Genomic DNA, 25,831 nt, shown 5'->3' with positions numbered 1-25,831 from the left:
TTCGATAACATCGTTTTGTTCCTTTTTATTATTTTCTGACATCTTATTGTAGTTTTTACATCATTTCATGTAAAATAGGATTTAACTTATAGAAAAAAGGAAGTCGATTTCGAATGTGGAAAGAAAAAGTTCAACAATACGAAGATCAAATTATTAATGACTTAAAAGGTTTATTAGCAATTGAAAGTGTGAGAGATGACGCGCAAGCATCAGAAGACACACCAGTCGGACCAGGTCCTCGTAAGGCATTAGACTACATGTATGAAATTGCACATAGAGATGGATTTACAACACATGATGTTGACCATATCGCAGGAAGAATTGAGGCTGGCAAAGGCGAAGATGTATTAGGTATCTTATGTCATGTTGATGTTGTTCCAGCTGGTGAAGGTTGGGATAGTGATCCATTTGACCCAGTTGTAACGGAAGATGCAATTATAGCAAGAGGAACATTAGATGATAAAGGACCAACGATTGCTGCATATTATGCAATTAAAATACTTGAAGATATGAATGTAGATTGGAAAAAACGTATTCATATGATTATCGGTACAGATGAAGAATCAGATTGGAAATGTACGGATCGTTATTTTAAAACGGAAGAAATGCCTACTTTAGGATTTGCACCTGATGCTGAGTTCCCATGTATTCATGGCGAAAAAGGTATTACTACATTTGATTTAATTCAAAGTAAATTATCTGAAGATCAGGATGAACCTGATTATGAGTTGATTTCATTTAATTCAGGTGAACGATACAATATGGTACCTGATCATGCTGAAGCTAGAGTACTTGTCAAAGAAAACATGACAGATGTCATTCAAGATTTTGAGTACTTTTTAGAACAAAATCATTTGCAAGGTGACAGTACTGTAGATAGCGGAATCTTAGTTTTAACTGTTGAAGGTAAAGCAGTTCATGGTATGGATCCATCTATTGGCGTAAATGCAGGTCTATATTTATTGAAGTTCTTAGCTTCATTAAATCTTGATAACAATGCACAAGCGTTTGTCGCCTTTAGTAATCGTTATTTATTTAATTCAGATTTCGGTGAAAAAATGGGTATGAAATTCCATACTGATGTTATGGGAGATGTAACAACAAATATTGGTGTAATTACATATGATAATGAAAATGTAGGCCGATTTGGTATCAATTTAAGATATCCAGAAGGATTTGATTTTGATAAAGCGATAAACCGTTTTACAAGTGAGATTGAACAATATGGATTTGAAGTAAAATTAGGTAAAGTTCAACCACCGCATTATGTTGATAAAAATGATCCTTTTGTACAAAAATTAGTAACTGCTTATAGAAATCAAACAAACGATATGACGGAACCTTATACTATAGGTGGCGGTACATATGCGAGAAACTTAGACAAGGGTGTAGCATTTGGCGCAATGTTTAGTGATTCTGAAGACTTAATGCATCAGAAAAATGAATATATCACTAAAAAACAGTTATTTAACGCAACTAGTATTTATTTAGAAGCAATTTATTCATTATGTGTGGAGGAATAATATATGGAAAAAGTTTTTTTAAATGGTGAGTTTGTAGCTCCAAGTGAAGCAAAGGTTTCATATAATGATAGAGGTTATGTATTTGGTGATGGAATTTATGAATACATTCGTGTCTATAACGGAAAATTATTTACAGTAACTGAGCACTATGAAAGATTTTTACGCAGTGCAAATGAAATTGGATTGGACTTAAATTATTCAATTGAAGATTTAATCGAGTTATCTCGTAAATTAGTTGATATGAATCAAGTTGAAACTGGTGCAATTTACATTCAAGCAACTCGAGGTGTAGCAGAAAGAAATCATAGTTTCCCAACACCAGAAGTAGAACCAGCAATTGTAGCTTACACGAAAAGTTATGACCGCCCATTTGACCATTTAGAAAATGGAGTAAATGGTGTTACTGTAGAAGATATTCGTTGGTTACGCTGTGATATTAAGAGTTTGAATTTATTAGGAAATGTTTTAGCAAAAGAATATGCTGTAAAATATAATGCAGTTGAAGCAATTCAACATCGTGGTGAAACTGTAACTGAAGGTTCATCAAGTAATGCATATGCAATTAAAGATGGGGTAATATATACACATCCAATTAATAATTATATTTTAAACGGTATAACACGTAGAGTGATTAAAAACATTGCCGAAGACTACAACATTCCATTTAAAGAAGAAACTTTTACTGTAGATTTCTTAAAAAATGCAGATGAAGTCATTGTTTCAAGTACATCTGCTGAAGTTACTCCTGTTATTAAATTAGATGGCGAACCAGTAAATGAAGGTCAAGTTGGACCGATTACACGCCAATTACAAGAAGGTTTCGACAAGTATATCGAGACACATAGCATTTAAAATTCGTTCATCATATTTTTCGATTAAATTACTTAAATTTATCAACTTTCGTAGGTGAATTATGTTATAATTTAAAACGAAGCTTAAAAGTGTTGTTTAAAAAACACTTATTAGTAAAAAGTGACATTTTGTTTCTCATTTTCAGTTGAAATATAATGATAAAAATTATAAAATTTTCTATGAGTTACAAATATGATGTGCATCATATTTTACTACGAACGGAATTGTTAGGATTTATAATTATTGTTATCAAAGAGTTGGTAGGAAGAAAATCTTTTTGGAAAATAGATTTTAATATCTACTTAATCAGTAAAACTATATAGTTCAAACACATTAATATGATGGTTCTTTATGCAAGTTTTGAAAGCAAATAAAATTAATTGTGTTTATGAATATGACAATTTATTTACATTGTCACTTAATAAATAGTTACTAATGGTTACAATAAATATCTGGACATAAATTTTGTACCAGAATCGTGTTATAAATTAGAATATATGGCTCTTGAAAAACCTATTTCTAGAGCCATTTTCTAATTGAAAGTGAGGTGGACGAGTTGGAGCAGTTTTATCAATTAGGGTGGACACTTGATTCTGCAGGTGGTGCATCTGGTGAAGCGTATATGGCTGAGCAAGATGGACAAAAGTTATTTTTAAAACGTAATTCAAATCCATTTATCGCGGCATTATCAGCAGAAGGGATTGTGCCGAAATTAGTATGGACAAAACGCATTGAAACAGGCGAAGTGGTTACCGCGCAACATTGGAAAAATGGCCGTGAATTAACTTCAAATGAAATGAAGCAAACAAGAGTTGCCCATTTATTAAAGAAGATTCATAGTTCTAGACCGTTATTAAATATGTTGAAACGTATGGAAATGGAGCCTATTACACCTGAAATTATGCTTAATAAAATTAATGCTTCTTTATCAAGAGAAGTGTTAACGCATCATATTGTGCGAAAATCATTAACATATTTAGAAGAGCATATACCGAGTTTAGATTCACGTTTCTTCACTGTTGTACATGGTGACGTTAATCATAACAATTGGTTATTATCTGATCGTGATGAATTATTTTTAGTTGATTGGGAAGGTGCAATGATTGCAGACCCAGCGATTGATATAGGTATGCTGCTATACAACTATGTTCCACAACATCAATGGTCTCAATGGTTAGAAACATACGGCGTTCAAGAAAGTTTGAATTTAAATAAACGTATGAAATGGTATACGGTAATTCAATCTATTGGGCTTGTTCAATGGTATGAAGAACAAAAGAGATATAAAGATATGAACACTTGGTTGAAGTTTTTAAACGAAGTGATGAACAGCAACATGTTTATTTAAGAGGAGAATAAAAATATGAGAGTTCGATACAAACCATGGGCTGAAGACTATTTAAAAGAGCACCCCAACTTGGTTGATATGGATGGCAATCATGCGGGGAAAATGACAGAATGGTTTGATAAAACGCAACCGATACATATTGAAATTGGTTCAGGTATGGGGCAGTTTATTACCACTTTGGCTGCTCAAAATCCTCATATTAACTATATTTCAATGGAACGTGAAAAAAGTATCGTATATAAAGTATTAGATAAAGTAAAGGATATGGGTTTAACAAATTTAAAAATAATTTGTAATGACGCAATAGAACTTAATGAATATTTTAAAGACGGTGAAGTCTCACGTATATATTTGAACTTTTCAGATCCTTGGCCAAAAAATCGTCATGCGAAACGTCGTTTAACATATCGTACATTTTTAGCGCTGTACAAACAAATCTTGGATGATGAGGGAGATTTGCATTTTAAAACTGACAACAGAGGCTTATTCGCTTACAGTTTAGAAAGTATGTCTCAATTTGGAATGTATTTTACAAAAATTAATTTGAATTTACATCAAGAAGATGATGGCAGTAATATATTGACGGAATATGAAAAGAAATTTTCAGATAAAGGATCTCGAATTTATCGTATGGAAGCGAAATTTCATAAATAATATAATTAAAAACACGATTGATAATATGGCAATATATTATTAAGCGTGTTTTTCTGGTTCTATTAATAAATCGGACTGATGGAAAAAGTTTTTAACTTTTCATCTGTCCGATTTTTTAAATTTGAACACAAAAAGCGCAATTGCCTCTATAATTTAAAGTGACTAAACCTAAACTAAAGGAGACAAGTGCGCCTACGTATAATGATACACTAAAAACTTTAATTTTAAAATCTAAAGGACAAAATCAAATAAAAATTAATAGTTTAAATTATTGAAAATTTACTATTCACAAATATGTTGAAATTTTCTATAAAAAAAGTAGCTTGAAATGTCGTTTAACGGAATAAATAAGTTTTCAATTGTCATTCCAATGTCTTTGTTTAGTAAAATGAATAGTGATACGATAATGTTAAATAATAAACTTTAAGCTTATAAATATAATAAGAATAGGTGATTTTATGAAAATCGGGGATATCTCAATTCAATATTTAAATGGTGGAAATACGAAAATGGATGGGGGTGCAATGTTTGGTGTTGTACCTAAACCATTATGGTCAAAAAAGTATAAAGTAAACGAACGAAATCAAATCAATTTACCTACGCATCCTATATTGATACAAACGGCACAACATAACTTGATAATTGATGCAGGTATAGGTAATGGCAAACTAAATGAAAAACAATTGCGTAATTTTGGTGTTGATGAAGAAAGTAAAGTCGTTGAAGATTTAGCAATGTACAATTTATCGCCTAAAGATATTGATTATGTGCTAATGACACATATGCATTTTGATCATGCGGCTGGTCTAACTGATAAAGAGGGACATGCAATTTTCGAAAATGCGATTCATATCATACAACAAGATGAATGGCATGAGTTTATAGCACCTAATATTCGCAGTAAATCGACTTACTGGGATAAAAATAACGGTGAATATAGTAATAAATTACTTTTATTTGACAACACTATTGAGCCTGTTCCAGGCATTAAAATGCAACATAGTGGTGGACATAGTTTTGGTCATACGATAATTACGATTGAAAGTCAGGGTGACAAGGCAGTACATATGGGAGATATATTTCCAACAACTGCGCATAAAAATCCATTATGGGTAACTGCATACGATGATTATCCTATGCAATCAATACGTGAAAAAGAACGGATGATACCTTATTTTGTTCATCATGACTATTGGTTCTTGTTCTATCACGATGTAAAATATTTTGCAGTAAAATATCAGGATGATGGAGATATGTTTGATTCATTCATTTTGCGTGAAAAATAAATGTTGTGGTGAATATAATGAAGGTGCATGAAACTTTCTAAGAGGATAAAGTATGAGATTGTCCTAAATGTAAATGATTAAATTATAAATAAAAGCCACACCCTAATGATGTGAATCCTAAAAAAGTTTAATTGACGTTAAACTTTTGGAGCACTATTCATTATTTATAGGGATGTGGCTTTTTTGGGGATTTATGCCCAAATCAGGTATCAATACGTTTGTCGTTAACATTCTACTATGTTTATGACCTCACCAGTGTATGCATCTGCATAAAAATCATAATGGATATCTTTACCATTTTTAACAGTTGTGATGCCACCTTGATAAACTAAACGATATTTATCAGTTTCAGGATGTACAAATGGCTCATAAACAATATACGAACCTTTAACGTCCATAAAATATGATTTCACTTCATTAAGAACTTTAACGGGATTATAACGTTTACGATTAATAAATTGAATAATTGAAATGGTTGAAATAATTACAATGATTACAGCAATTATTGTTGGAATTATATATTTCAGTTTAGTCATCATTTATGCTCCCTTGATTTCAAATTCATATCATTAGTTTACCATATTGAAGATGATATAATAACATATAAGGAGTGAGAACTTTTATGAACATAAATAAAAACGTAACATTACAACGAATTCAAACTTTAACCGAGCTTCATGGTGCACCAGGTTTTGAACAAGAAGTAAAAGATTATATGACTGAGCAAATGGCACCATATGTAGATGAATTTATTGAAAATCGAATGGGTGGTTTTTTCGGTGTTAAAAAATCTAAAAATCCAAACGCTAAACGTGTGATGATAGCAGCACATATGGATGAAATAGGTTTTATGATAACGAATATAACTGAAAATGGTATGATACAATTTACAAACTTAGGTGGCGTAGCAAATGATATTTGGCAAGGGCAACGTTTGGTTATTAAAAATAGAAATGGTGACAAAATTATAGGTGTAGTGTCAAATATACCTAAACATTTTCGTACAGGAAATGAAGGCGCACCAGAAATCAAAGATTTAACTTTAGATATTGGTGCCGAAAATGCAAATGCAGTTCGTTTACGTGGTATAGAGATAGGAGGTACAATTGTACCTTATACTGCATTTACACAATTATCTGAACATCGTTACAGCGCTAAAGCTTGGGATAATCGTTATGGTTGTGTTCTTGCGATTGAAATTCTTGAGTTGCTCAAAGATAAAGAGTTAGATGTCGAACTATACGTTGGTGCAAATGTTCAAGAAGAAGTTGGTTTAAGAGGTGCTAAAGCATCAGTTGAAATGATTGATCCGGATGTTGCATTCGTAGTAGATTGTTCACCAGCAAATGATGTCAAAGGTAAACAGTCACTATCAGGTGAACTTGGAAAAGGGACTTTAATTCGAATTAAAGATGGTACAATGATTTTAAAACCCACTTTCAGAGACTATTTATTAAAATTAGTAGATACACATGGGATTGCTCATCAGTATTATATGTCTCCAGGTGGAACAGATGGTGGTGAAATACATAAGGCGAATATTGGGGTTCCAACTGCTGTTATCGGTGTATGTGCACGTTATATACATAGTACAGACTCAGTATTCGATATTAGAGATTATTTTGCTGCTAGACATTTATTATTTGAGGCAATTAGTAATTTAGATGACAACCAAATAGATACGTTACAATATAAATAAAGTATATTGATTTTGTTGAAACTTAAAATTTCCCATTAAAAATTTATAACTTAAGGAGCGTTTAAAATGAAACAACTTGAATCAGAGCAACAATTTGAAACATTAAAACAAGGTGCAACTGTATTTGAATTTACAGCAGGATGGTGTCCAGACTGTAGAATTATCGAACCTGATCTACCAAAATTAGAAGAAAAGTATCCAATGTTTGATTTTGTATCCGTTGATCGTGACCAATTTATGGATATTTGTATTGAAAATGGTATTATGGGTATTCCAAGTTTTTTAGTTTATAAAAATGGTGAATTGCTTGGAAGCTATATTGGAAAAGAACGTAAATCAATTGAACAAATAGATGCATTTTTAGCTCAATACGTGTAATTTAGACTTGAGAAAAACGGGGTAAAACTCGTTTTTCTCTGTTACTACGTGTTGATTTATTGTAAACTGTTATAAGGTGCGAAATTAGGAGTGTTATACATGAATACCTTTCAAATGAGAGATAAATTAAAGGAACGTTTAAGTCATTTAGACGTCGATTTTAAATTTAATCGTGAAGAAGAAACTTTGCGTATTTATCGAACAGATAATAACAAAGGTATCACGATTAAGCTTAACGCTATAGTCGCAAAATATGAAGATAAAAAAGAAAAAATTGTTGATGAAATTGTTTACTATGTTAATGAAGCTATTGCACAAATGGCAGATAAAACTTTAATGGATATAACACCTAGTCAAATTATGCCTGTAATAAGAGCGACAAGTTTTGATAAGAAGACAAAACAAGGTATACCTTTTATATATGAAGCACATACTGCAGAAACAGCTGTTTATTATGCAGTAGATTTAGGAAAATCATATCGTCTTATCGATGAAAGTATGTTAGATGAATTGAATTTAACTGAACAACAAATAAAGGAAATGTCATTGTTTAATATTAGAAAATTGTCTAATTCTTATACTACAGATGAAGTAAAAGGCAATATATTTTATTTTATAAATACAAATGACGGGTATGATGCTAGTAGAGTTTTAAATACGGCTTTTTTAAATGACATAGAAGCGCAATGTCAAGGTGAGATGTTGGTAGCAGTACCACATCAGGATGTATTGATTATTGCAGATATTCGTAATAAAACAGGTTATGATGTTATGGCGCATTTAACAATGGAATTTTTCACAAAAGGATTAGTTCCGATTACATCATTATCATTTGGTTATAAACAAGGACATCTTGAACCCATTTTTATTTTGGGTAAAAATAATAAACAAAAAAGAGATCCAAACGTCATTCAACGCTTAGAAGCAAATCGACGTAAATTTAACAAAGATAAATAGAAATAAGTGGATAAGGAGTTTTGTCATAATGAATTTATTTTACAATCCTAAATATGTAGGAGATGTCGCTTTCTTACAAATAGAACCTGTTGAAGGTGAATTAAATTATAATAAGAAAGCTGACGTTGTCGAAATTACAAATGAAGGAAAAGTTGTAGGTTTTAATATTTTTGGTATTTCAAATGATATATCAATCGAGGAAACAGGACATATTAAATTGACTGATGAACTTGTAATTGCCTTCCAGCAACGTATCAATGAAGCTGGTTTTGATTATAAATTAGATGTCGATTTGTCACCTAAATTTGTAGTTGGCTATGTTGAAACGAAAGATAAGCATCCTGACGCTGATAAGTTGAGCGTATTAAATGTAAATATCGGCAATGATACATTACAAATTGTTTGTGGTGCGCCAAATGTTGAAGCAGGGCAAAAGGTTGTAGTTGCTAAAGTAGGCGCTGTTATGCCAAGTGGTATGGTTATTAAAGATGCCGAATTACGTGGTGTTGCATCAAGTGGAATGATTTGTTCAATGAAAGAATTGAATTTACCGAATGCACCAGAAGAAAAAGGTATTATGGTGTTAAATGACAGCTACGAAATTGGACAAGCATTTTTTGAATAATTAAGGAAGGTAGTGAAAATATGAGCTGGTTTGATAAATTATTCGGCGAAGATAATGATTCAAATGATGACCTGATTCATAGAAAGAAAAAAAGACGTCAAGAATCACAAAATATAGAAAACGATCATGACTCATTACTGCCTCAAAATAATGATATTTATAGTCGTCCAAGGGGGAAATTCCGTTTTCCTATGAATGTAACTTTTGAGGGTGAAGAAGTAGCACAATCAAAAGATTTTATTTCAGATGAAAAGGAACAGTACCATCGAGACTATCGTAAACAAGACTACGATTCACGTTCACAAAAAAGACATCGCCGTAGACGAAACCAAACAATTGAAGAACAAAATCAAGGTGGACATCGTGGTAATCAAAATGATTCACAAGAAAGTATAAAATATAAAAACCACACACAATATCGTACAAGTAAGCCTGGTACATATGTTTCTGCAATAAATGGTATTGAGCATGAAAATAAAAAGCCTAAGTCACATACATCATTTTCTAATACAGCGGCACAACATATTAAAGAAACTAAACCTGATTACCATAAGGAAAGTTTCAAGACTTCAGAAGTACCATCAGCTATTTTTGGAACTATGAAGCCTAAAAAATTAGAAAACGGACGTATACCAGTTAGTAAAACATCAGAAAAATTAGAAACTGACAAGCAAGGAATTGAGAAGAATATATCTTCAACACAATCAATGCAAACGCAAGGTGTGCAAGAAGATAAGCAAAATAATACTGATACTCAACAGAAAAAACTATCACACTCAACTGAACCGAATATGTCAGATTCTAAGAAATCAACTCCAAATTATTCAAAAGTAGATAATACAATTAAAATTGAGAATATATATGCTTCTCAAATTGTTGAAGAAATTAGACGTGAAAGAGAGCGTAAAGTACTACAGAAACGTCGATTTAAAAAAGCACTGCAGCAGAAACGAGAAGAGCATAAAAATGAAAATCAAGATACGATTCAACGTGCTATTGATGAAATGTATGCAAAGCAAGCAGAGCGCTATATTGGTGAAAGTTCATTAAATGATAATAGTCAGGATAAAAAAATCAATGATGAGAAAAATTACAATGACAAACAGAATTTAAATAATAATTCTAGTAATACAGACATTGATAACTATGAGACAGATAATCATGATGAAATTAGTAGTCAAGAAAGTCCATATAATTATGAAGAAGTAAATTTAAATCAAGTTTCAACTACCAAACAACTTTCTGATGATGATGTAACAGTTACAGATGTGACTTCGCAACAAACACATGAATCGATTCATAATGACATAGATGATAATCAAGAAAAATTAATATCACATGCAAATGATGACGCCTCATTAAATAATAAACAGGAAGAAACACAGGTTACTGATGCTAATTTTTATGAAGTAAACAACTCAGATTCTCATCAATTTGAAGAAACAGAAATTGAGGAAATGAGTACTGAAGAAACAAAAGCACATACCAATTCAAATGAGATTCAAGAAACTGTAAATGCAGAAATACCAGTTAATAATATCGATAAAACAGTTGATAATGAAATTGAGATTGCACCACGTCATAAAAAGGTGAGTGACAATGCTCGTGAAATTAGTGAGAATCAACTTGTCGATAATTCTCGTAACAGTTCTCAAATTAATAGTGAAGATGATTCTGATTCAGATGAAAAGGATTCAAACCATAATATTGAAACTTCTGCATCATCTAATCAGAGCCAATCTAATATGGAACAACAGCATTCAGAACGAGAAGTTCAAGCTAATAAAAAGACAGAAAATAATTCGTCATTTAGTAAAAGACCTTTTAATGTAGTTATGACGCCTTCTGATAAAAAGCGTATGATGGATCGTAAAAAGCAATCAAAGGTTAGTGTACCTGAATTAAAACCTGTAACAAATAAGCAAATTCAAAATAAACAAACATCAGAAAATGATGATACAACTATTGCGCGTCAAGAAACACAAGAAGTGAAAACAAACGCTAGTAATAGTATAGAAAAAGAAATGACAAATAATGTTGAGCACAATCAACAAACAAATCAAAAAGATATCTCTAACTTGAATGTGACAAGTGATTCTGAAAATGATATTGAAAATATAAATTCAACTAAGCAAGAAGAACATTTGAAACAAGCTGATATTTCACAACAAGAATCAGATTTCACTAATGGAACGAACCAAAGATTAGAATTTTCTTCATCATCAAACAACAAAAACATTACTGATGAAAACGACAATAGTCATTTAAATGGTTCGCAGGAAGATGCTTCTGAACAAGATACGGATATAGAAACGTCTACAAATAATGATATACAACACGAAAATCAAAATGACACATCACAATCTATTGATATAAACGAACAAGTTGGTCAACCACAACAAAATAAAGTGTTACAAAACGATAATACAAATGAAGCGGACCAAATCACAAATAATAACGCTTCTGATACAAATCAACAGCAACAATTATCAAGAGAATCTGCTCAAGTTGTGAAACCTATGATTCGTAAGGGACCTAATATTAAATTACCTAGTGTATCATTATTAGAACAACCACAGGTAATTGAGCCAAACGAAGATTGGATTGCAGATAAAAAACAAGAACTTAATGATGCATTATATTACTTTAATGTACCTGCTGAAGTACAAGATGTAACTGAAGGACCAAGTGTTACTAGATTTGAATTGTCAGTTGAAAAAGGTGTTAAAGTTTCAAGAATTACTGCATTACAAGATGACATTAAAATGGCATTGGCAGCTAAAGATATACGTATAGAAGCGCCAATTCCTGGCACAAGTCGTGTTGGTATTGAAGTTCCAAATCAAAATCCAACTACTGTGAATTTGCGTTCAATTATTGAATCGCCTAGCTTTAAAAACGCCGAATCAAAATTAACGGTTGCTATGGGTTATCGTATTAATAATGAACCATTACTTATGGATATTGCTAAAACGCCACATGCTCTAATTGCAGGTGCAACGGGCTCAGGTAAATCAGTTTGTATTAATAGTATATTGATGTCTTTACTATATAAAAATCATCCTGAAGAATTACGTTTATTACTAATAGATCCAAAAATGGTTGAATTAGCACCATATAATGGATTACCACATTTGGTAGCTCCAGTAATTACGGATGTAAAAGCAGCTACGCAAAGTTTAAAATGGGCCGTAGAAGAAATGGAAAGACGTTATAAACTATTTGCGCATTATCATGTTCGTAATATCACAGCATTTAATAAAAAGGCGCCTTATGATGAAAGAATGCCTAAAATTGTTATTGTCATTGATGAGTTAGCAGATTTAATGATGATGGCACCGCAAGAAGTTGAACAATCTATTGCTCGAATTGCTCAAAAAGCTAGAGCATGTGGTATTCATATGCTTGTCGCAACACAAAGACCATCTGTGAATGTTATTACAGGTTTAATAAAAGCCAATATACCAACAAGAATCGCATTTATGGTATCATCAAGTGTAGATTCAAGAACGATTTTAGACAGTGGTGGAGCAGAACGCTTGTTAGGATATGGCGATATGTTATATCTTGGTAGCGGTATGAATAAACCAATCAGGGTACAAGGTACATTTGTTTCTGATGACGAAATCGATGATGTTGTAGAGTTTATTAAACAGCAGAGAGAACCTGATTATCTATTTGAAGAGAAAGAATTGTTGAAAAAAACACATACACAATCTCAAGACGATTTGTTTGATGATGTCTGTGCATTTATGGTTAGGGAAGGACATATTTCTACATCATTAATCCAACGACATTTCCAAATTGGATATAACAGAGCAGCACGAATTATCGATCAATTGGAACAACTCGGTTATGTTTCGAGCGCTAATGGATCAAAACCTAGGGATGTTTATGTTACAGAAGCAGATTTAAATAAAGAATAATTATGAGTAAGGAGTTTTATATAATGACACACTATCATTTTGTCGGAATTAAAGGTTCTGGCATGAGTTCATTAGCACAAATCATGCATGATTTAGGTCATGAAGTTCAAGGATCAGACATTGAGAACTACGTTTTTACTGAAGTTGCTCTTAAAAATAAGGGGATTAAAATATTACCATTTGATGCTAATAACATAAAAGAAGATATGGTAGTTATACAAGGTAATGCATTTGCAAATAACCATGAAGAGATTGTACGTGCGCATCAATTAAAATTAGATGTTGTAAGTTACAATGACTTTTTAGGGCAAATTATCGACCAATATACTTCAGTAGCTGTAACTGGTGCACATGGTAAAACTTCAACAACAGGTTTATTGTCACATGTTATGAATGGTGATAAAAAAACGTCATTTTTAATTGGTGATGGTACAGGAATGGGACTTCCTGAAAGTGACTATTTTGCTTTTGAAGCATGTGAATATAGACGACACTTTTTAAGTTATAAACCTGATTACGCAATTATGACAAATATTGATTTTGATCATCCTGATTATTTTAAAGATATCAACGATGTATTTGATGCATTCCAAGAAATGGCACATAATGTAAAAAAAGGTATTATTGCTTGGGGTGATGATGAGCATTTACGTAAGATTGAAGCAGATGTTCCAATTTATTATTATGGTTTTAAAGATACAGATGACATTTATGCTCAAAATATTCAAATTACAGATAAAGGCACTGCATTTGATGTATATGTAAATGGAGAATTTTATGATCACTTCTTATCTCCACAATTTGGAGATCATACAGTTTTAAATGCGTTAGCTGTCATTGCGATTAGTTATTTAGAAAAATTAGATGTTGAAAATATTAAAGAAGCACTTGAAACATTTGGTGGTGTAAAACGTCGTTTCAATGAAACACCAATTGCAAATCAAGTTATTGTTGATGATTATGCACACCATCCAAGAGAGATTAGTGCTACAATTGAGACAGCTCGAAAAAAATATCCACATAAAGAAGTTGTTGCAGTGTTTCAACCACATACATTCTCAAGAACTCAAGCATTTTTAAATGAATTTGCTGAAAGTTTGAGTAAAGCTGATCGCGTATTCTTGTGTGAAATTTTTGGTTCTATTAGAGAAAATACTGGCGCATTAACGATACAAGATTTAATTGATAAAATTGAAGGTGCATCGTTAATTACTGAAGATTCTATAAGTGTATTAGAGCAATTTGAAAATGCTGTTATTTTATTTATGGGTGCTGGTGATATACAAAAATTACAAAATGCATATTTAGATAAATTAGGCATGAAAAATGCGTTTTAATATGTTTATAATAGAGTAGTATGGGTATTTATTATTAATAACATTATTACATGTTAATTAGGAGGCGTTTTTAATGGATTGGATTTTACCAATTGCTGGAATTATCGCTGCGATTGCATTCTTAATTTTATGTATCGGTATCGTAGCTGTGTTAAATTCTGTTAAGAAAAACTTAGATTATGTTGCTAAAACACTTGACGGAGTTGAAGGTCAAGTTCAAGGTATTACTCGTGAAACAACTGATTTACTTCATAAAGTAAACCGTTTGACTGAGGATATCCAAGGCAAAGTAGATCGTTTAAACTCAGTTGTAGATGCTGTTAAAGGTATCGGTGACTCAGTACAAACGTTAAACAGCTCTGTGGATCGTGTAACAAATTCAATTACACAAAATATTTCTCAAAATGAAGATAAAATCTCACAAGTTGTTCAATGGTCAAATGTAGCAATGGAAATTGCTGACAAATGGCAAAATAGACACTACCGTCGTGGAAGTGCAAATTACAAAGCTAATAATGTAGCAGATGATGCAAATCACAGCTATACTTCTCGTGTAGATAAATAATTAATAATTAAACAAATGCACTTAAATGAGGTTGTTACTTATTTAAGTGCATTTGTTATAGGAGGATATAAATATGACGCAACAACAAAATAATAAAAGAACATTAAAAAATAAACATACTTACCAAAATGAAGCCTTACCTAATCGTAAAGATTTTGTTGTTAGTTTTATAACAGGTGCCCTTGTAGGATCAGCTCTAGGTTTGTATTTTAAAAATAAAGTTTATCAAAAAGCTGACGATTTAAAAGTTAAAGAACAAGAAATTTCAGAAATGATTAAAGATAGAAAAGCACAATTTGAAGAAACTGTCGAATATACTAAAGAACGAGTTGAAGGTTTTTTAAATAAATCTAAAGATGAAAAAGCAACATTAAAAGCACAACAAGCAGCAATAAAAGAAGAAGCGAGTGCCAATAATTTGAGTGACACATCGCAAGAAGCGCAAGAAATTCAAGAAGCGAAGAAAGAAGCGCAAGAGCAAACTAAAGCGAGTACAGAAGAAAAAACAAAAGAAGCAAATACGTCAACAATAAAAGCACAACAAGCAGCAATAAAAGAAGAAGCAAGTGCAAATAACTTGAGTGACACTTCACAAGAAGCGCAAGAAATTCAAGAAGCGAAGAAAGAAGCGCAAGAGCAAACTAAAGCGAGTACAGAAGAAAAAACAAAAGAAGCAAATGCGTCAACAATAAAAGCACAACAAGCAACAATAAAAGAAGAAACGAGTGCCAATAATTTGAGTGACACATCGCAAGAAGCGCAAGAAATTCAAGAAGCAAAGAAAGAAGCTAACAAAGCAAGTAAAGTGGAAACGCAAGCTGAAAGATTAGCTAATGCTGCAAAGAAAAAGCAAGCTAAATTAACGCAAGGTTCTAAAGAGAGTCAATTAACTGAAGCTTTATTTGCTGAGAAACCAGTTGCTAAAAATGATTTAAAAGAAATTCCACAATTAGTAAGTAAAAAGAAAGATGTAAAGGCTAATACTGCAGTTAAACCGTCTACAGACTCAGATATTAAGCACAATGTTAAACAGAAAGATGCGAAATTTGAAAATGGGGTTATCACGCGTAATGCTGATGATCAAATATCTACTACTTCAACTGTTGATAAGCAACCAGCTCAGCAATCTAAAACTAACAATACAACTGCTAGTGACAAACAAACTAAACAAACTAAAAAAACAACACCTTCAAACAAACGAAATGCATCAAAAGCTTCTACAAATAAAACATCAAGTCAGAAAAAACAAAACAATAAGAAGACAACACAAAGTGCTAAGAATAAAAATACTGCTAACCAATCAACTAAGCAAACAAACAAATCTAGTAACAAAAAATCAAAAACAACTAATGCTAAAACAACAACTTCAGCAAAATCACCAAAGGCTAAAGTTGAACCAGCTAAAAGTAAAATTGAAAAACGTACTTTCAATGACTAAAGTAAATGAAGTCGCACAAAAAATATTTTTAGTTGAAGGTAATGTAAAATGAATTTCGAAATTAAAATATAATATTATGAGAGGTTGAGACATAAAGTTTTTGTGCTCTGGGAAACCGATTAACGGCGTCCCAAAAGCAGGATTTTCGGCAGAAACTCTCACGATTCGACAAAATTTGGAAAACAATTTTGCTCATCGTTTGGTTCTGCTCAAATCCTAAACGCTGTTGTCCCGACCACTTTTTATTAAGCATACTTTGTGACATCAGGAAGAAATTAGTGTTACTAGAACAACTCATTTTAAAAATGACAACAAATTATTCCAAAGTTACAGTGAATTCTTTTAAATCATAGGGGATGATTTGTGTTAATCTGATTATGAAATTTTTAAATATTTAACTGAACTTAACGATGGATAAGTTCTAACTTCGCTCTTTATAATAAACAATGCTTTTTAATTTTTACTAAGTGTTAGGTTGAATGTATAAGATTTTTAGACTTATAATAGAGAATAGAAACCAAAAAATTTTCTTAAAATCATCAATATTTAATCAAAATAAGCTATAATAGTAACACTTATTTAATTAATTAACGTAAGCTAGTAGATAACAATATAGAATATAACTTTTCAACAATGGCTGAGAAATTCGAAACATCGGTGATTCAGCATATAATTAGAAAATTAAATATTTTCTGTCAATTTGGGGTTGAACTATACATATGATATGTTAGAATATTTTTTAACATAATATTTTATCGCTTTAAAGTGGCATATAATTGAAAAATTTAGTAGAGGTGAGTAAGGATGAGTAATAAATTAGAATCATACAGAAGTGAGATAGTCTCACTGAACCATCAAATTTTAGATTTATTATCTAAACGTGGTGAGTTAGCACAAAAAATTGGCGAAGAAAAATTAAAGCAAGGCACACGCATTTATGATCCACAACGTGAAAAAGAAATGCTTAATGACTTAATCGATAGCAACAAAGGACCTTTCAACGACAATACAATTAAGCAATTGTTTAAAGAAATTTTCAAAGCCTCTACAGATTTACAAAAATCTGAAAATGAAAAGCATTTGTACGTATCTCGTAAATTGAAGCCTGAAGATACGATTGTGACGTTCGATAATGGGGGTATTATTGGAGATGGCAACAAATCATTTGTATTTGGACCATGTTCAGTCGAATCGTTTGAACAAGTTGAAGCTGTTGCTAAAAATTTACATGCTAAAGGTGAAAAATTTATTCGTGGTGGTGCGTTTAAACCGCGTACATCACCATATGATTTCCAAGGTTTAGGTGTTGAAGGTTTAAAAATACTTAAACAAATTAAAGACAAATATGACTTAAATGTAGTAAGCGAAATTGTAAATCCAAATGATTTTGAAATTGCAAATGATTATTTAGATGTATTCCAAATTGGTGCACGTAATATGCAAAACTTCGAATTGTTAAAAGAAGCAGGTCGCACAAATAAACCAATTCTATTAAAACGTGGTTTATCGGCGACAATTGAAGAGTTTGTTTATGCAGCTGAATACATTGCTTCACAAGGCAATCAAAACATTATTTTATGTGAACGTGGTATCCGTACATACGAGAAAGCAACACGTAATACATTAGATATTTCTGCAGTTCCTATTTTAAAACAAGGTACGCATTTACCTGTAATGGTTGATGTTACACATAGTACTGGACGTAAAGATATAATGCTTCCAACAGCGAAAGCTGCTTTAGCAGTCGGTGCTGATGGTGTAATGGCAGAAGTACATCCTGACCCGTCAGTTGCTTTAAGTGATGCTGGTCAACAAATGGATTTAAATGAATTCCAAGCATTTTACGATGAATTAAAGCCATTAGCTGACTTATATAATGCTAAAAAGTTAAAATAACATTTAACTTCATTTTAAAATTAATAGTCATTCTAAGAGAAGTATGTCTTAGGGTGGCTATTGTTTTTTATTCAAGCATATGACACTTGAATCCTAAACGAAATTTTTAAATGTAGCAATTTCACCAAAGTCTACGCTCTCAGAATATTATAATCATGATTGGCATCATCATTCATCGCGTAATGTAATATGTATAATTGTTTCTATAATGTGAACATTTTTCAACAAATGTAAATGGTGTTTGAAAAGGCTTTCTCAAAATATTACAATTAAAAATGAAAAAAGTTTATATAAAATTAAAATATATCGTCTATTATCATTTGGCATTACTTTTTATATCATGATTTTCGTGGGATTTTTCAAACAAAAATATGTTACTGTAAATTAAAATATGGTAAACTATGAAAATGGTATGAAAGCATGTTATTATAATGGATAAAACGTTTACAAGGAGGAAATTATGACAGTTACTATATACGATGTAGCAAGAGAAGCACGTGTTTCAATGGCCACTGTGTCACGTGTTGTTAATGGGAACCAAAATGTTAAAGCAGAAACTAAAAATAAAGTTAATGAAGTCATTAAGCGATTAAATTATCGTCCAAATGCTGTTGCTAGAGGTTTAGCAAGCAAGAAGACTACAACTGTAGGGGTAATTATCCCAGATATTTCGAATATTTACTATTCACAATTAGCACGTGGATTAGAAGATATTGCAACAATGTACAAATACCACTCAATTATTTCAAACTCTGATAATGATCCTGAAAAAGAAAAAGAAATATTTAACAACTTATTAAGCAAACAAGTTGATGGTATTATTTTCCTTGGTGGGACTATTACTGAAGAAATGAAAGAATTAATTAATCAATCATCTGTACCGGTAGTTGTATCTGGTACAAATGGTAAAGATGCTCATATTGCGTCTGTAAATATTGATTTTACCGAAGCAGCTAAAGAAATCACGAAACACTTAATTGATGAAGGTGCAAAATCTTTTGCATTAGTAGGTGGAGAGCATTCTAAAAAAGCTCAGGAAGATGTATTAGTTGGTTTGACTGAAGTTTTAGATAAAAATGGTCTGCAATTAGGTGATGCGTTGAATTGTACGGGTGCTGAAAGTTATAAAGAAGGTGTAAAAGCATTCGCTAAAATGAAAGGGAATCTTCCAGATGCTATCTTATGTATCAGTGACGAAGAAGCCATAGGAATTATGCACAGTGCAATGGATGCAGGTGTGAAAGTTCCTGAAGATTTACAAATCATTAGTTTCAACAATACGCGTTTAGTTGAAATGGTAAGACCACAACTTTCTAGTGTAATTCAACCGTTATATGATATTGGCGCTGTAGGGATGCGCTTATTGACAAAATATATGAACGATGAAAAGATAGAAGAACCAAATGTTGTTTTACCTCATAGAATTGAATATCGTGGAACAACAAAATAATTTAACATAAACTAGGCATTCATCAAACAATCTCAATTGTCGGATGAATGCCTTTTTTCTTTGTATATTAAGTTGTGTACTATGGTTGCATTGAATCATACCAACTGGCAATATGCATGGCTAATTTTTTATTTTTCTCACTGATTTCTTTAGTTCTAGGTATATAAGTATAGTCGTTTAAACGATCTTCCCATCTTTTAGGTAATAATTCAGAAGAATAATGTTTCCATTTATTAATCCAATCTAAAGGTAAATATCCACTTTGAATAGGTTGGTCAATCAAACTCAAAAATACATGACTCCATGCTCGTGGAACTACGCGCCAAATATTATAGCCACCACCACCGAACATGATAACTTTTCCATTTGTATATTGATCAGCTAATTTTTTGACAAAATAAGGTATTTCATACAATGATTGTAGCGTACAATTTAAATGTGTTAGTGGATCACGATAATGTATATCGACACCATTGACACCTAAAATAATATCTGGTTTGAATGCTTTAACTACAGGTTCAACTGTCATTTTAAAGCATTCTATAAATGAAGCGTCTTCAGTGTATGGTTCGAGGGGAACATTAATTGAATGCCCATAGCCAATATCTTCACCACGTTCAGTATAATGACCAGATCCAGGAAATAAAAATTTTCCAGTTTCATGTATAGAATAAGTTGCTATGTGATTATCTGCGTAAAAACTCCATTGTGTTCCATCACCATGATGGGCATCGGTATCAATAACTAAGACACGCTGTTGATATTTAGTGGCAAGATATTTTGCTGTGACCGCTATATCATTATAGATACAAAATCCACTTGCTCGACCAGGTTGTGCATGATGCAAACCACCACCTAAGTGACAACCGTTTAGTACTTCTCCTGACATGATAATATCTGCTAGCGTTAAAGCACCTCCAACAATTGTTGCGCTATGACGATGCATATGTTTAAATTGACCATTTTCTTCATCATTTAGACCATATTTTTTGGCTTCATCTTCACTTATAATTCCATGTGATGCATGTTTAATAGCCTCGACGTAATCGTATTTGTGCACTAACATTAGTTCGTCATCAGTTGCGATTCGAGGTTGTATGATTTGTTCTGGGTTTAATAAATTTGCATCCAATAGTAATTCAGTCGTTAATTTTAAACGCATTTGATTGAAGGGATGTTGATCATGAAAGCGATATTGTAGTAATTTATCTGAATAAACATATGCAGTTTTAGTTGATTTTTTTTGCATATAATCCCTCCGATATTCTAAAAATTAAAAGAAAAAACGATTCATATAACGAATATCATCAAACGCTTGCTGCTGTTCTATAGTAATGTGTTTGCCGATTCTTGCCATTAGACAATTAGCTGGATGACTAGTGATTTCTGGATCATCCGTAGCAAAAATTTCAAGTCCACCCGTTGCCATTAAACGTTGCATAACTTTTTTATATTCAAAAACATCTAATTTCGAATTCTTCAAATCCCAATGCCAATAATATTCCGTTGTAATTACTATATAATCATCAAATTCTGGGGCAGATAGACTAAGTTGAATGAGTTTTTCAGCTAATTGTAATTGTCTGAAGTTTAAGCTCACTTCGATTGCTCCAAGTTCAATTAAATATGGTAGGTTTCCGGTAGACCATCTTTCAATTTCATCAGGATAATGATATGTGACATAGCCAACAATTAATTGATCTAGACGCACAATGTAAATTCTACCTTCATTTAAAGTTGTTATTTCAAGCAATGCTTCAAATTGATCTTCTGGATCTCTAAAAGCTGTTAAATGCGCATCGAAAGTAAGCGCTTTCAAATCATCGTAAGACATAGGACCTTCAATTACAAATTCTTTGTCATTAATATGATATCGTTCGGATTGGTACGTCTTTACATGATTCATAATTTCAACTCCTCACTAGGCATCATAGTTGTATTAAATTCATTATAAAGAAAATTTACAATAATTAACACTAGTAAAAGTATAAAAGTAAAAATTTTGAATAATTAGAAATGTTATGTATAATATTGAGAAAGAAAGCGTTTTCACAAAACGAAGGGGGAGTTTCAAATGAAAGTCGAAGTATACAAAGGAAATCAAGGAACTCATAATCTTAAAAATTATGAGGAGACGTACAACAACTTTAACTGGCAAGACGTGGAACGTGCATTTTCTTGGAATGAAACTGGAAAAATGAATATGGCATATGAGTGTATTGATCGTCATGTTGAACAAGGATTAGGGGATAAAATTGCATTAAATTATAAAGATGAATATAGAAAAGAATCTTATTCGTATAAGGAGATGCAGTGTTTATCAAATAAAGCTGCCAATGTTTTATCTAAACATGCGAGTGTTGAAAAAGGTGACAGAGTGTTTATATTCATGTCACGTACACCTGAACTATATTTTGCACTTTTAGGTGTTTTAAAAATCGGTGCCATCGTTGGTCCATTATTTGAAGCTTTTATGGAGAAAGCGGTTGTAGATAGATTAGAAAATAGTGAAGCAAAAGTATTAATAACGAACAAATCATTATTATCACGAGTGCCACAAGAAAAATTACCACACTTAGAAAAGATTGTTGTTGTTGATGATGATGTCGAAGAAGGTTACATAGATTTTAATACTTTAATGAAAACTGAAAGTGACGACTTCGACATAGAGTGGTTGAAACCAGATGATGGATTGATTTTACATTATACATCAGGATCAACTGGACAACCTAAAGGTGTTTTACATGTACAACAAGCGATGTTGTTGCATTATATTTCAGGTAAATATGTATTGGATTTACAAGAAGACGATGTATATTGGTGTACTGCTGATCCTGGATGGGTTACCGGAACGTCATATGGTATTTTTGCGCCATGGTTAAATGGTGCTACCAATTGTATTGCAGGTGGTCGTTTTTCACCAGAACAATGGTATAGCATGATTGAAGATTTTAAAGTGACAATTTGGTATACTGCGCCAACAGCATTAAGAATGTTAATGAGTGCAGGTGATGATATCGTTAATAAATACGACTTGTCATCTTTACGTGCTATCTTATCTGTTGGAGAACCATTAAACCCTGAAGTTATTAAATGGGCTAAAAATGTTTATGGTTTAACAGTACTAGATACTTGGTGGATGACTGAAACAGGTGGCCATATGATTGTTAATTATCAAACAATGGATGTCAAACTTGGGTCAATGGGAAAGCCATTACCTGGCATTGAAGCGGCTATAATTGATGATGCAGGCAATGAATTGCCACCTAATCGAATGGGTAATCTCGCAATAAAAAAAGGTTGGCCATCTATGATGCATCGTATTTGGAAAAATCCTGAAAAATATAATTCTTATTTTATTGGAGATTGGTATGTGTCTGGAGATTCAGCTTATAAAGATGAGGATGGCTATTTTTGGTTCCAAGGTCGTGTAGATGATGTAATCATGACTGCAGGTGAACGTGTTGGACCATTTGAAGTAGAATCAAAATTAGTTGAACATGAAGCTGTAGCAGAAGCAGGTATTATTGGTAAACCTGACCCTGTACGTGGTGAAATAATTAAGGCGTTTGTAGCGCTTAGAAAAGGTTATGAGCCCACAGATGAATTAAAAGAGGAAATTCGATTATTTGTTAAAGAGGGTTTGTCTGCACATGCAGCTCCACGTGAAATTGAATTTAAAGATAAATTACCAAAGACACGCTCTGGTAAAATTATGAGACGAGTTTTAAAAGCATGGGAGTTAGATTTAGATGCCGGTGACCTAAGCACTATGGAATAAAATTAAGTATAAGAATCTCCGAAATATAGGTGAATTTTGATGACTAATTATAAAAGTTAAAAAATATAGCAATTTATGAGCAATATAAAGTGATTACGTATTATGATAGTATGTGCTAAATTTGAGAAAATATTTGTTAATGAAAATTTTTCACGCATATACAATAATTATGTGTATCTATTTTGTATTGCTTTTTTATTGTTGATTTGAAAGTCTGGATTTTCGATAATTCAAAAGTATTGTTAGCAATTTCATTAAATGCAAAGTGTTGCATAAAGAAAAACTTTAACGATTTAATTAATTGCAAAAATGAAAGCGCTAACCCAATATAGTCGACAAGTTTTTAACAGTTCGTTATTATATGAATGTAAGTAAAATTTCTTAGCTACAACTTACATATTTATATTGCAATTAACAAACAAACAAAAAGGGGCGAAAAAAGTTGACTCATTTATCAGATTTAGATATTGCGAATCAATCAACATTACAACCAATTAAGGATATTGCTGCTTCCGTTGGCATTTCAGAAGATGCATTAGAACCTTATGGTCATTACAAAGCTAAAATCGACATTAATAAAATTACGCCAAAAGAAAACAAAGGGAAAGTTGTTTTAGTAACTGCAATGAGCCCAACACCAGCAGGTGAAGGTAAATCAACAGTTACAGTCGGTTTAGCGGATGCATTTCATGAATTGAAGAAAAACGTTATGGTGGCATTACGTGAACCTGCTTTAGGACCAACGTTTGGTATTAAAGGTGGGGCTACAGGTGGTGGTTATGCGCAAGTCTTGCCTATGGAAGATATCAACTTACATTTCAATGGAGATTTCCATGCAATAACAACAGCTAATAACGCCTTGTCTGCGTTTATAGATAACCATATTCATCAAGGTAATGAATTAGGCATTGATCAAAGACGAATTGAATGGAAACGCGTACTTGATATGAACGATCGTGCTCTAAGACATGTTAATGTTGGATTAGGTGGACCAACGAATGGTGTTCCTCGAGAAGATGGTTTTAATATCACAGTTGCTTCAGAAATAATGGCAATATTATGCTTAAGTAGAAATATTAAAGATTTAAAAGATAAAATTAGTCGTATCACAATTGGATACACTAGAGATCGCAAGCCAGTCACAGTTGCAGATTTAAAAGTACAAGGTGCACTTGCGATGATTTTAAAAGATGCAATTAAACCAAATTTAGTTCAATCAATAGAGGGTACGCCTGCTTTAGTGCACGGTGGTCCATTCGCAAATATTGCACATGGTTGTAATTCTATCTTAGCTACTGAAACGGCTCGCGATTTAGCCGATATCGTTGTAACGGAAGCTGGTTTTGGTTCAGATTTAGGTGCAGAGAAATTTATGGATATTAAAGCGCGTGAGGCTGGATTTGATCCAGCAGCAGTAGTTGTTGTTGCTACAATTCATGCATTAAAAATGCATGGTGGCGTCGCAAAAGATAACTTAAAAGAAGAAAATGTAGATGCAGTTAAGTCTGGCATTGTTAACTTGGAACGTCATGTTAACAATATTAAAAAATTCGGTGTTGAACCAGTTGTTGCTATTAATGCGTTTATACATGATACAGATGCAGAAGTTGAATATGTAAAATCTTGGGCTAAAGAAAATAACGTACGTATTGCGTTAACAGAGGTTTGGGAAAAAGGTGGTAAAGGTGGCGTTGACTTAGCTAATGAAGTTTTAGAAGTCATTGACCAACCAAATTCATTTAAACCGTTATATGAATTAGAAATGCCTTTAGAGGAAAAAATCGAAAAAATTGTAACCGAGATTTATGGTGGATCTAAAGTTACGTTTAGTAGCAAAGCACAAAAACAATTAAAACAATTTAAAGAAAATGGTTGGGATAATTATCCAATTTGTATGGCTAAAACTCAATATTCATTCTCTGATGATCAAACATTATTAGGTGCACCATCTGGATTTGAAATTACAATTCGTGAACTAGAAGCTAAAACTGGTGCAGGATTTATCGTAGCATTAACAGGTGCAATTATGACAATGCCTGGTTTACCTAAAAAGCCAGCAGCATTAAATATGGATGTTACTGATGATGGACATGCAATAGGATTGTTCTAATTTTAA

General features: G+C 32.2%; 20 protein-coding genes and 1 pseudogene. 18 read left to right on the top strand and 3 right to left on the bottom strand.

Annotation, left to right across the window (positions count from 1 at the left end; all coding sequences use genetic code 11):
• Positions 1 to 113: 113 nt before the first annotated feature.
• From sapep to ML436_08565, 5 genes are all read left to right on the top strand, one after another.
• A complete protein-coding gene (gene sapep / locus ML436_08585) occupies positions 114 to 1,523 on the top strand; it encodes an Mn(2+)-dependent dipeptidase Sapep (GenBank protein ID UMT77254.1) in 1,410 nt (469 codons plus the stop codon).
• A 3-nt stretch (positions 1,524 to 1,526) separates the two neighbouring features.
• Positions 1,527 to 2,375: a D-amino-acid transaminase gene (gene dat, locus ML436_08580; GenBank protein UMT77253.1), complete on the top strand. Its 849-nt coding sequence runs from the start codon at positions 1,527 to 1,529 to the stop codon at positions 2,373 to 2,375.
• A 556-nt stretch (positions 2,376 to 2,931) separates the two neighbouring features.
• Positions 2,932 to 3,723: a phosphotransferase family protein gene (locus ML436_08575; GenBank protein UMT77252.1), complete on the top strand. Its 792-nt coding sequence runs from the start codon at positions 2,932 to 2,934 to the stop codon at positions 3,721 to 3,723.
• A gap of 15 nt (positions 3,724 to 3,738) precedes the next feature.
• Positions 3,739 to 4,377, top strand: coding sequence for a tRNA (guanosine(46)-N7)-methyltransferase TrmB (gene trmB, locus ML436_08570; GenBank protein ID UMT77251.1), 639 nt, complete (start codon positions 3,739 to 3,741; stop codon positions 4,375 to 4,377).
• A 458-nt stretch (positions 4,378 to 4,835) separates the two neighbouring features.
• Complete coding sequence (locus tag ML436_08565) at positions 4,836 to 5,663, top strand: MBL fold metallo-hydrolase (protein ID UMT77250.1); 828 nt, start codon at positions 4,836 to 4,838, stop codon at positions 5,661 to 5,663.
• Between the two features lie 224 nt (positions 5,664 to 5,887).
• Here the strand turns inward: ML436_08565 and ML436_08560 are convergent, their stop codons facing one another.
• The gene (locus ML436_08560) at positions 5,888 to 6,199 is read right to left on the bottom strand and encodes a PepSY domain-containing protein (GenBank protein ID UMT77249.1); all 312 of its coding nucleotides are present in this window, start codon (positions 6,197 to 6,199) and stop codon (positions 5,888 to 5,890) included.
• 86 nt (positions 6,200 to 6,285) lie between these two features.
• Between ML436_08560 and ML436_08555 the strand changes: the two genes are divergently transcribed.
• From ML436_08555 to ccpA, 11 genes and pseudogenes are all read left to right on the top strand, one after another.
• Positions 6,286 to 7,362 (top strand): M42 family metallopeptidase, encoded by a 1,077-nt coding sequence (locus ML436_08555; protein ID UMT77248.1) that lies wholly within the window; start codon positions 6,286 to 6,288, stop codon positions 7,360 to 7,362.
• Between the two features lie 66 nt (positions 7,363 to 7,428).
• Complete coding sequence (locus ML436_08550; GenBank protein ID UMT77247.1) at positions 7,429 to 7,740, top strand: thioredoxin family protein; 312 nt, start codon at positions 7,429 to 7,431, stop codon at positions 7,738 to 7,740.
• A 99-nt stretch (positions 7,741 to 7,839) separates the two neighbouring features.
• A complete protein-coding gene (locus ML436_08545) occupies positions 7,840 to 8,697 on the top strand; it encodes a DUF1444 domain-containing protein (protein ID UMT77246.1) in 858 nt (285 codons plus the stop codon).
• 28 nt (positions 8,698 to 8,725) lie between these two features.
• Entirely contained in the window at positions 8,726 to 9,322 is a 597-nt protein-coding gene (locus ML436_08540) for a DUF4479 domain-containing protein (GenBank protein UMT77245.1), read from the top strand.
• A gap of 20 nt (positions 9,323 to 9,342) precedes the next feature.
• The gene (locus tag ML436_08535) at positions 9,343 to 13,248 is read left to right on the top strand and encodes a DNA translocase FtsK (protein UMT77244.1); all 3,906 of its coding nucleotides are present in this window, start codon (positions 9,343 to 9,345) and stop codon (positions 13,246 to 13,248) included.
• Between the two features lie 23 nt (positions 13,249 to 13,271).
• Positions 13,272 to 14,585, top strand: coding sequence for a UDP-N-acetylmuramate--L-alanine ligase (murC, locus tag ML436_08530; GenBank protein UMT77243.1), 1,314 nt, complete (start codon positions 13,272 to 13,274; stop codon positions 14,583 to 14,585).
• A 73-nt stretch (positions 14,586 to 14,658) separates the two neighbouring features.
• On the top strand, positions 14,659 to 15,150 hold the full coding sequence (locus tag ML436_08525) for a DUF948 domain-containing protein (protein UMT77242.1): 492 nt from the start codon (positions 14,659 to 14,661) through the stop codon (positions 15,148 to 15,150).
• A gap of 73 nt (positions 15,151 to 15,223) precedes the next feature.
• Entirely contained in the window at positions 15,224 to 16,588 is a 1,365-nt protein-coding gene (locus tag ML436_08520) for a hypothetical protein (GenBank protein UMT77241.1), read from the top strand.
• Positions 16,589 to 17,392: 804 nt separating this feature from the next.
• Positions 17,393 to 18,484 carry a bifunctional 3-deoxy-7-phosphoheptulonate synthase/chorismate mutase gene (locus ML436_08515; protein ID UMT77240.1) on the top strand — a complete coding sequence of 364 codons (1,092 nt, stop codon included), beginning with the start codon at positions 17,393 to 17,395 and terminating at the stop codon, positions 18,482 to 18,484.
• Between the two features lie 275 nt (positions 18,485 to 18,759).
• Positions 18,760 to 18,825: pseudogene (locus ML436_08510) on the top strand (hypothetical protein).
• A 119-nt stretch (positions 18,826 to 18,944) separates the two neighbouring features.
• The gene (ccpA, locus tag ML436_08505; GenBank protein UMT77239.1) at positions 18,945 to 19,934 is read left to right on the top strand and encodes a catabolite control protein A; all 990 of its coding nucleotides are present in this window, start codon (positions 18,945 to 18,947) and stop codon (positions 19,932 to 19,934) included.
• Positions 19,935 to 20,013: 79 nt separating this feature from the next.
• On the opposite strand, the gene ML436_08500 is transcribed toward ccpA, so the two are convergent.
• Together ML436_08500 and ML436_08495 are read right to left on the bottom strand one after the other, a co-directional pair.
• Positions 20,014 to 21,183, bottom strand: coding sequence for an acetoin utilization protein AcuC (locus ML436_08500; GenBank protein ID UMT77238.1), 1,170 nt, complete (start codon positions 21,181 to 21,183; stop codon positions 20,014 to 20,016).
• Between the two features lie 24 nt (positions 21,184 to 21,207).
• Positions 21,208 to 21,840 carry an N-acetyltransferase gene (locus tag ML436_08495; GenBank protein UMT77237.1) on the bottom strand — a complete coding sequence of 211 codons (633 nt, stop codon included), beginning with the start codon at positions 21,838 to 21,840 and terminating at the stop codon, positions 21,208 to 21,210.
• Between the two features lie 168 nt (positions 21,841 to 22,008).
• On the opposite strand from ML436_08495, the gene acsA reads away from it, so the two are divergent.
• Positions 22,009 to 23,715, top strand: coding sequence for an acetate--CoA ligase (gene acsA / locus ML436_08490; GenBank protein UMT77236.1), 1,707 nt, complete (start codon positions 22,009 to 22,011; stop codon positions 23,713 to 23,715).
• Between the two features lie 442 nt (positions 23,716 to 24,157).
• Entirely contained in the window at positions 24,158 to 25,825 is a 1,668-nt protein-coding gene (locus tag ML436_08485) for a formate--tetrahydrofolate ligase (protein UMT77235.1), read from the top strand.
• The last annotated feature ends 6 nt before the right edge of the window (positions 25,826 to 25,831 follow it).

Source organism: Staphylococcus roterodami, assembly GCA_022493055.1.
Taxonomy (GTDB): Bacteria; Bacillota; Bacilli; order Staphylococcales; family Staphylococcaceae; genus Staphylococcus; species Staphylococcus singaporensis.
The sequence above is the reverse complement of the archived record's forward strand: the minus strand, read 5'-3'. Positions and strand labels throughout refer to the sequence as shown.

Bases quoted from the DNA above. Each gene is read 5' to 3' on its own strand.
- ML436_08525 (UMT77242.1), top strand. From the start codon at position 14,659: ATGGATTGGATTTTACCAATTGCTGGAATTATCGCTGCGATTGCATTC.
- acsA (UMT77236.1), top strand. From the start codon at position 22,009: ATGAAAGTCGAAGTATACAAAGGAAATCAAGGAACTCATAATCTTAAA.
- ccpA (UMT77239.1), top strand. From the start codon at position 18,945: ATGACAGTTACTATATACGATGTAGCAAGAGAAGCACGTGTTTCAATG.
- ML436_08540 (UMT77245.1), top strand. From the start codon at position 8,726: ATGAATTTATTTTACAATCCTAAATATGTAGGAGATGTCGCTTTCTTA.
- ML436_08565 (UMT77250.1), top strand. From the start codon at position 4,836: ATGAAAATCGGGGATATCTCAATTCAATATTTAAATGGTGGAAATACG.
- ML436_08535 (UMT77244.1), top strand. From the start codon at position 9,343: ATGAGCTGGTTTGATAAATTATTCGGCGAAGATAATGATTCAAATGAT.
- dat (UMT77253.1), top strand. From the start codon at position 1,527: ATGGAAAAAGTTTTTTTAAATGGTGAGTTTGTAGCTCCAAGTGAAGCA.
- ML436_08495 (UMT77237.1), bottom strand. From the start codon at position 21,840: ATGAATCATGTAAAGACGTACCAATCCGAACGATATCATATTAATGAC.
- ML436_08560 (UMT77249.1), bottom strand. From the start codon at position 6,199: ATGACTAAACTGAAATATATAATTCCAACAATAATTGCTGTAATCATT.
- ML436_08500 (UMT77238.1), bottom strand. From the start codon at position 21,183: ATGCAAAAAAAATCAACTAAAACTGCATATGTTTATTCAGATAAATTA.
- ML436_08555 (UMT77248.1), top strand. From the start codon at position 6,286: ATGAACATAAATAAAAACGTAACATTACAACGAATTCAAACTTTAACC.
- sapep (UMT77254.1), top strand. From the start codon at position 114: ATGTGGAAAGAAAAAGTTCAACAATACGAAGATCAAATTATTAATGAC.
- ML436_08550 (UMT77247.1), top strand. From the start codon at position 7,429: ATGAAACAACTTGAATCAGAGCAACAATTTGAAACATTAAAACAAGGT.
- ML436_08545 (UMT77246.1), top strand. From the start codon at position 7,840: ATGAATACCTTTCAAATGAGAGATAAATTAAAGGAACGTTTAAGTCAT.
- ML436_08515 (UMT77240.1), top strand. From the start codon at position 17,393: ATGAGTAATAAATTAGAATCATACAGAAGTGAGATAGTCTCACTGAAC.
- murC (UMT77243.1), top strand. From the start codon at position 13,272: ATGACACACTATCATTTTGTCGGAATTAAAGGTTCTGGCATGAGTTCA.
- trmB (UMT77251.1), top strand. From the start codon at position 3,739: ATGAGAGTTCGATACAAACCATGGGCTGAAGACTATTTAAAAGAGCAC.
- ML436_08520 (UMT77241.1), top strand. From the start codon at position 15,224: ATGACGCAACAACAAAATAATAAAAGAACATTAAAAAATAAACATACT.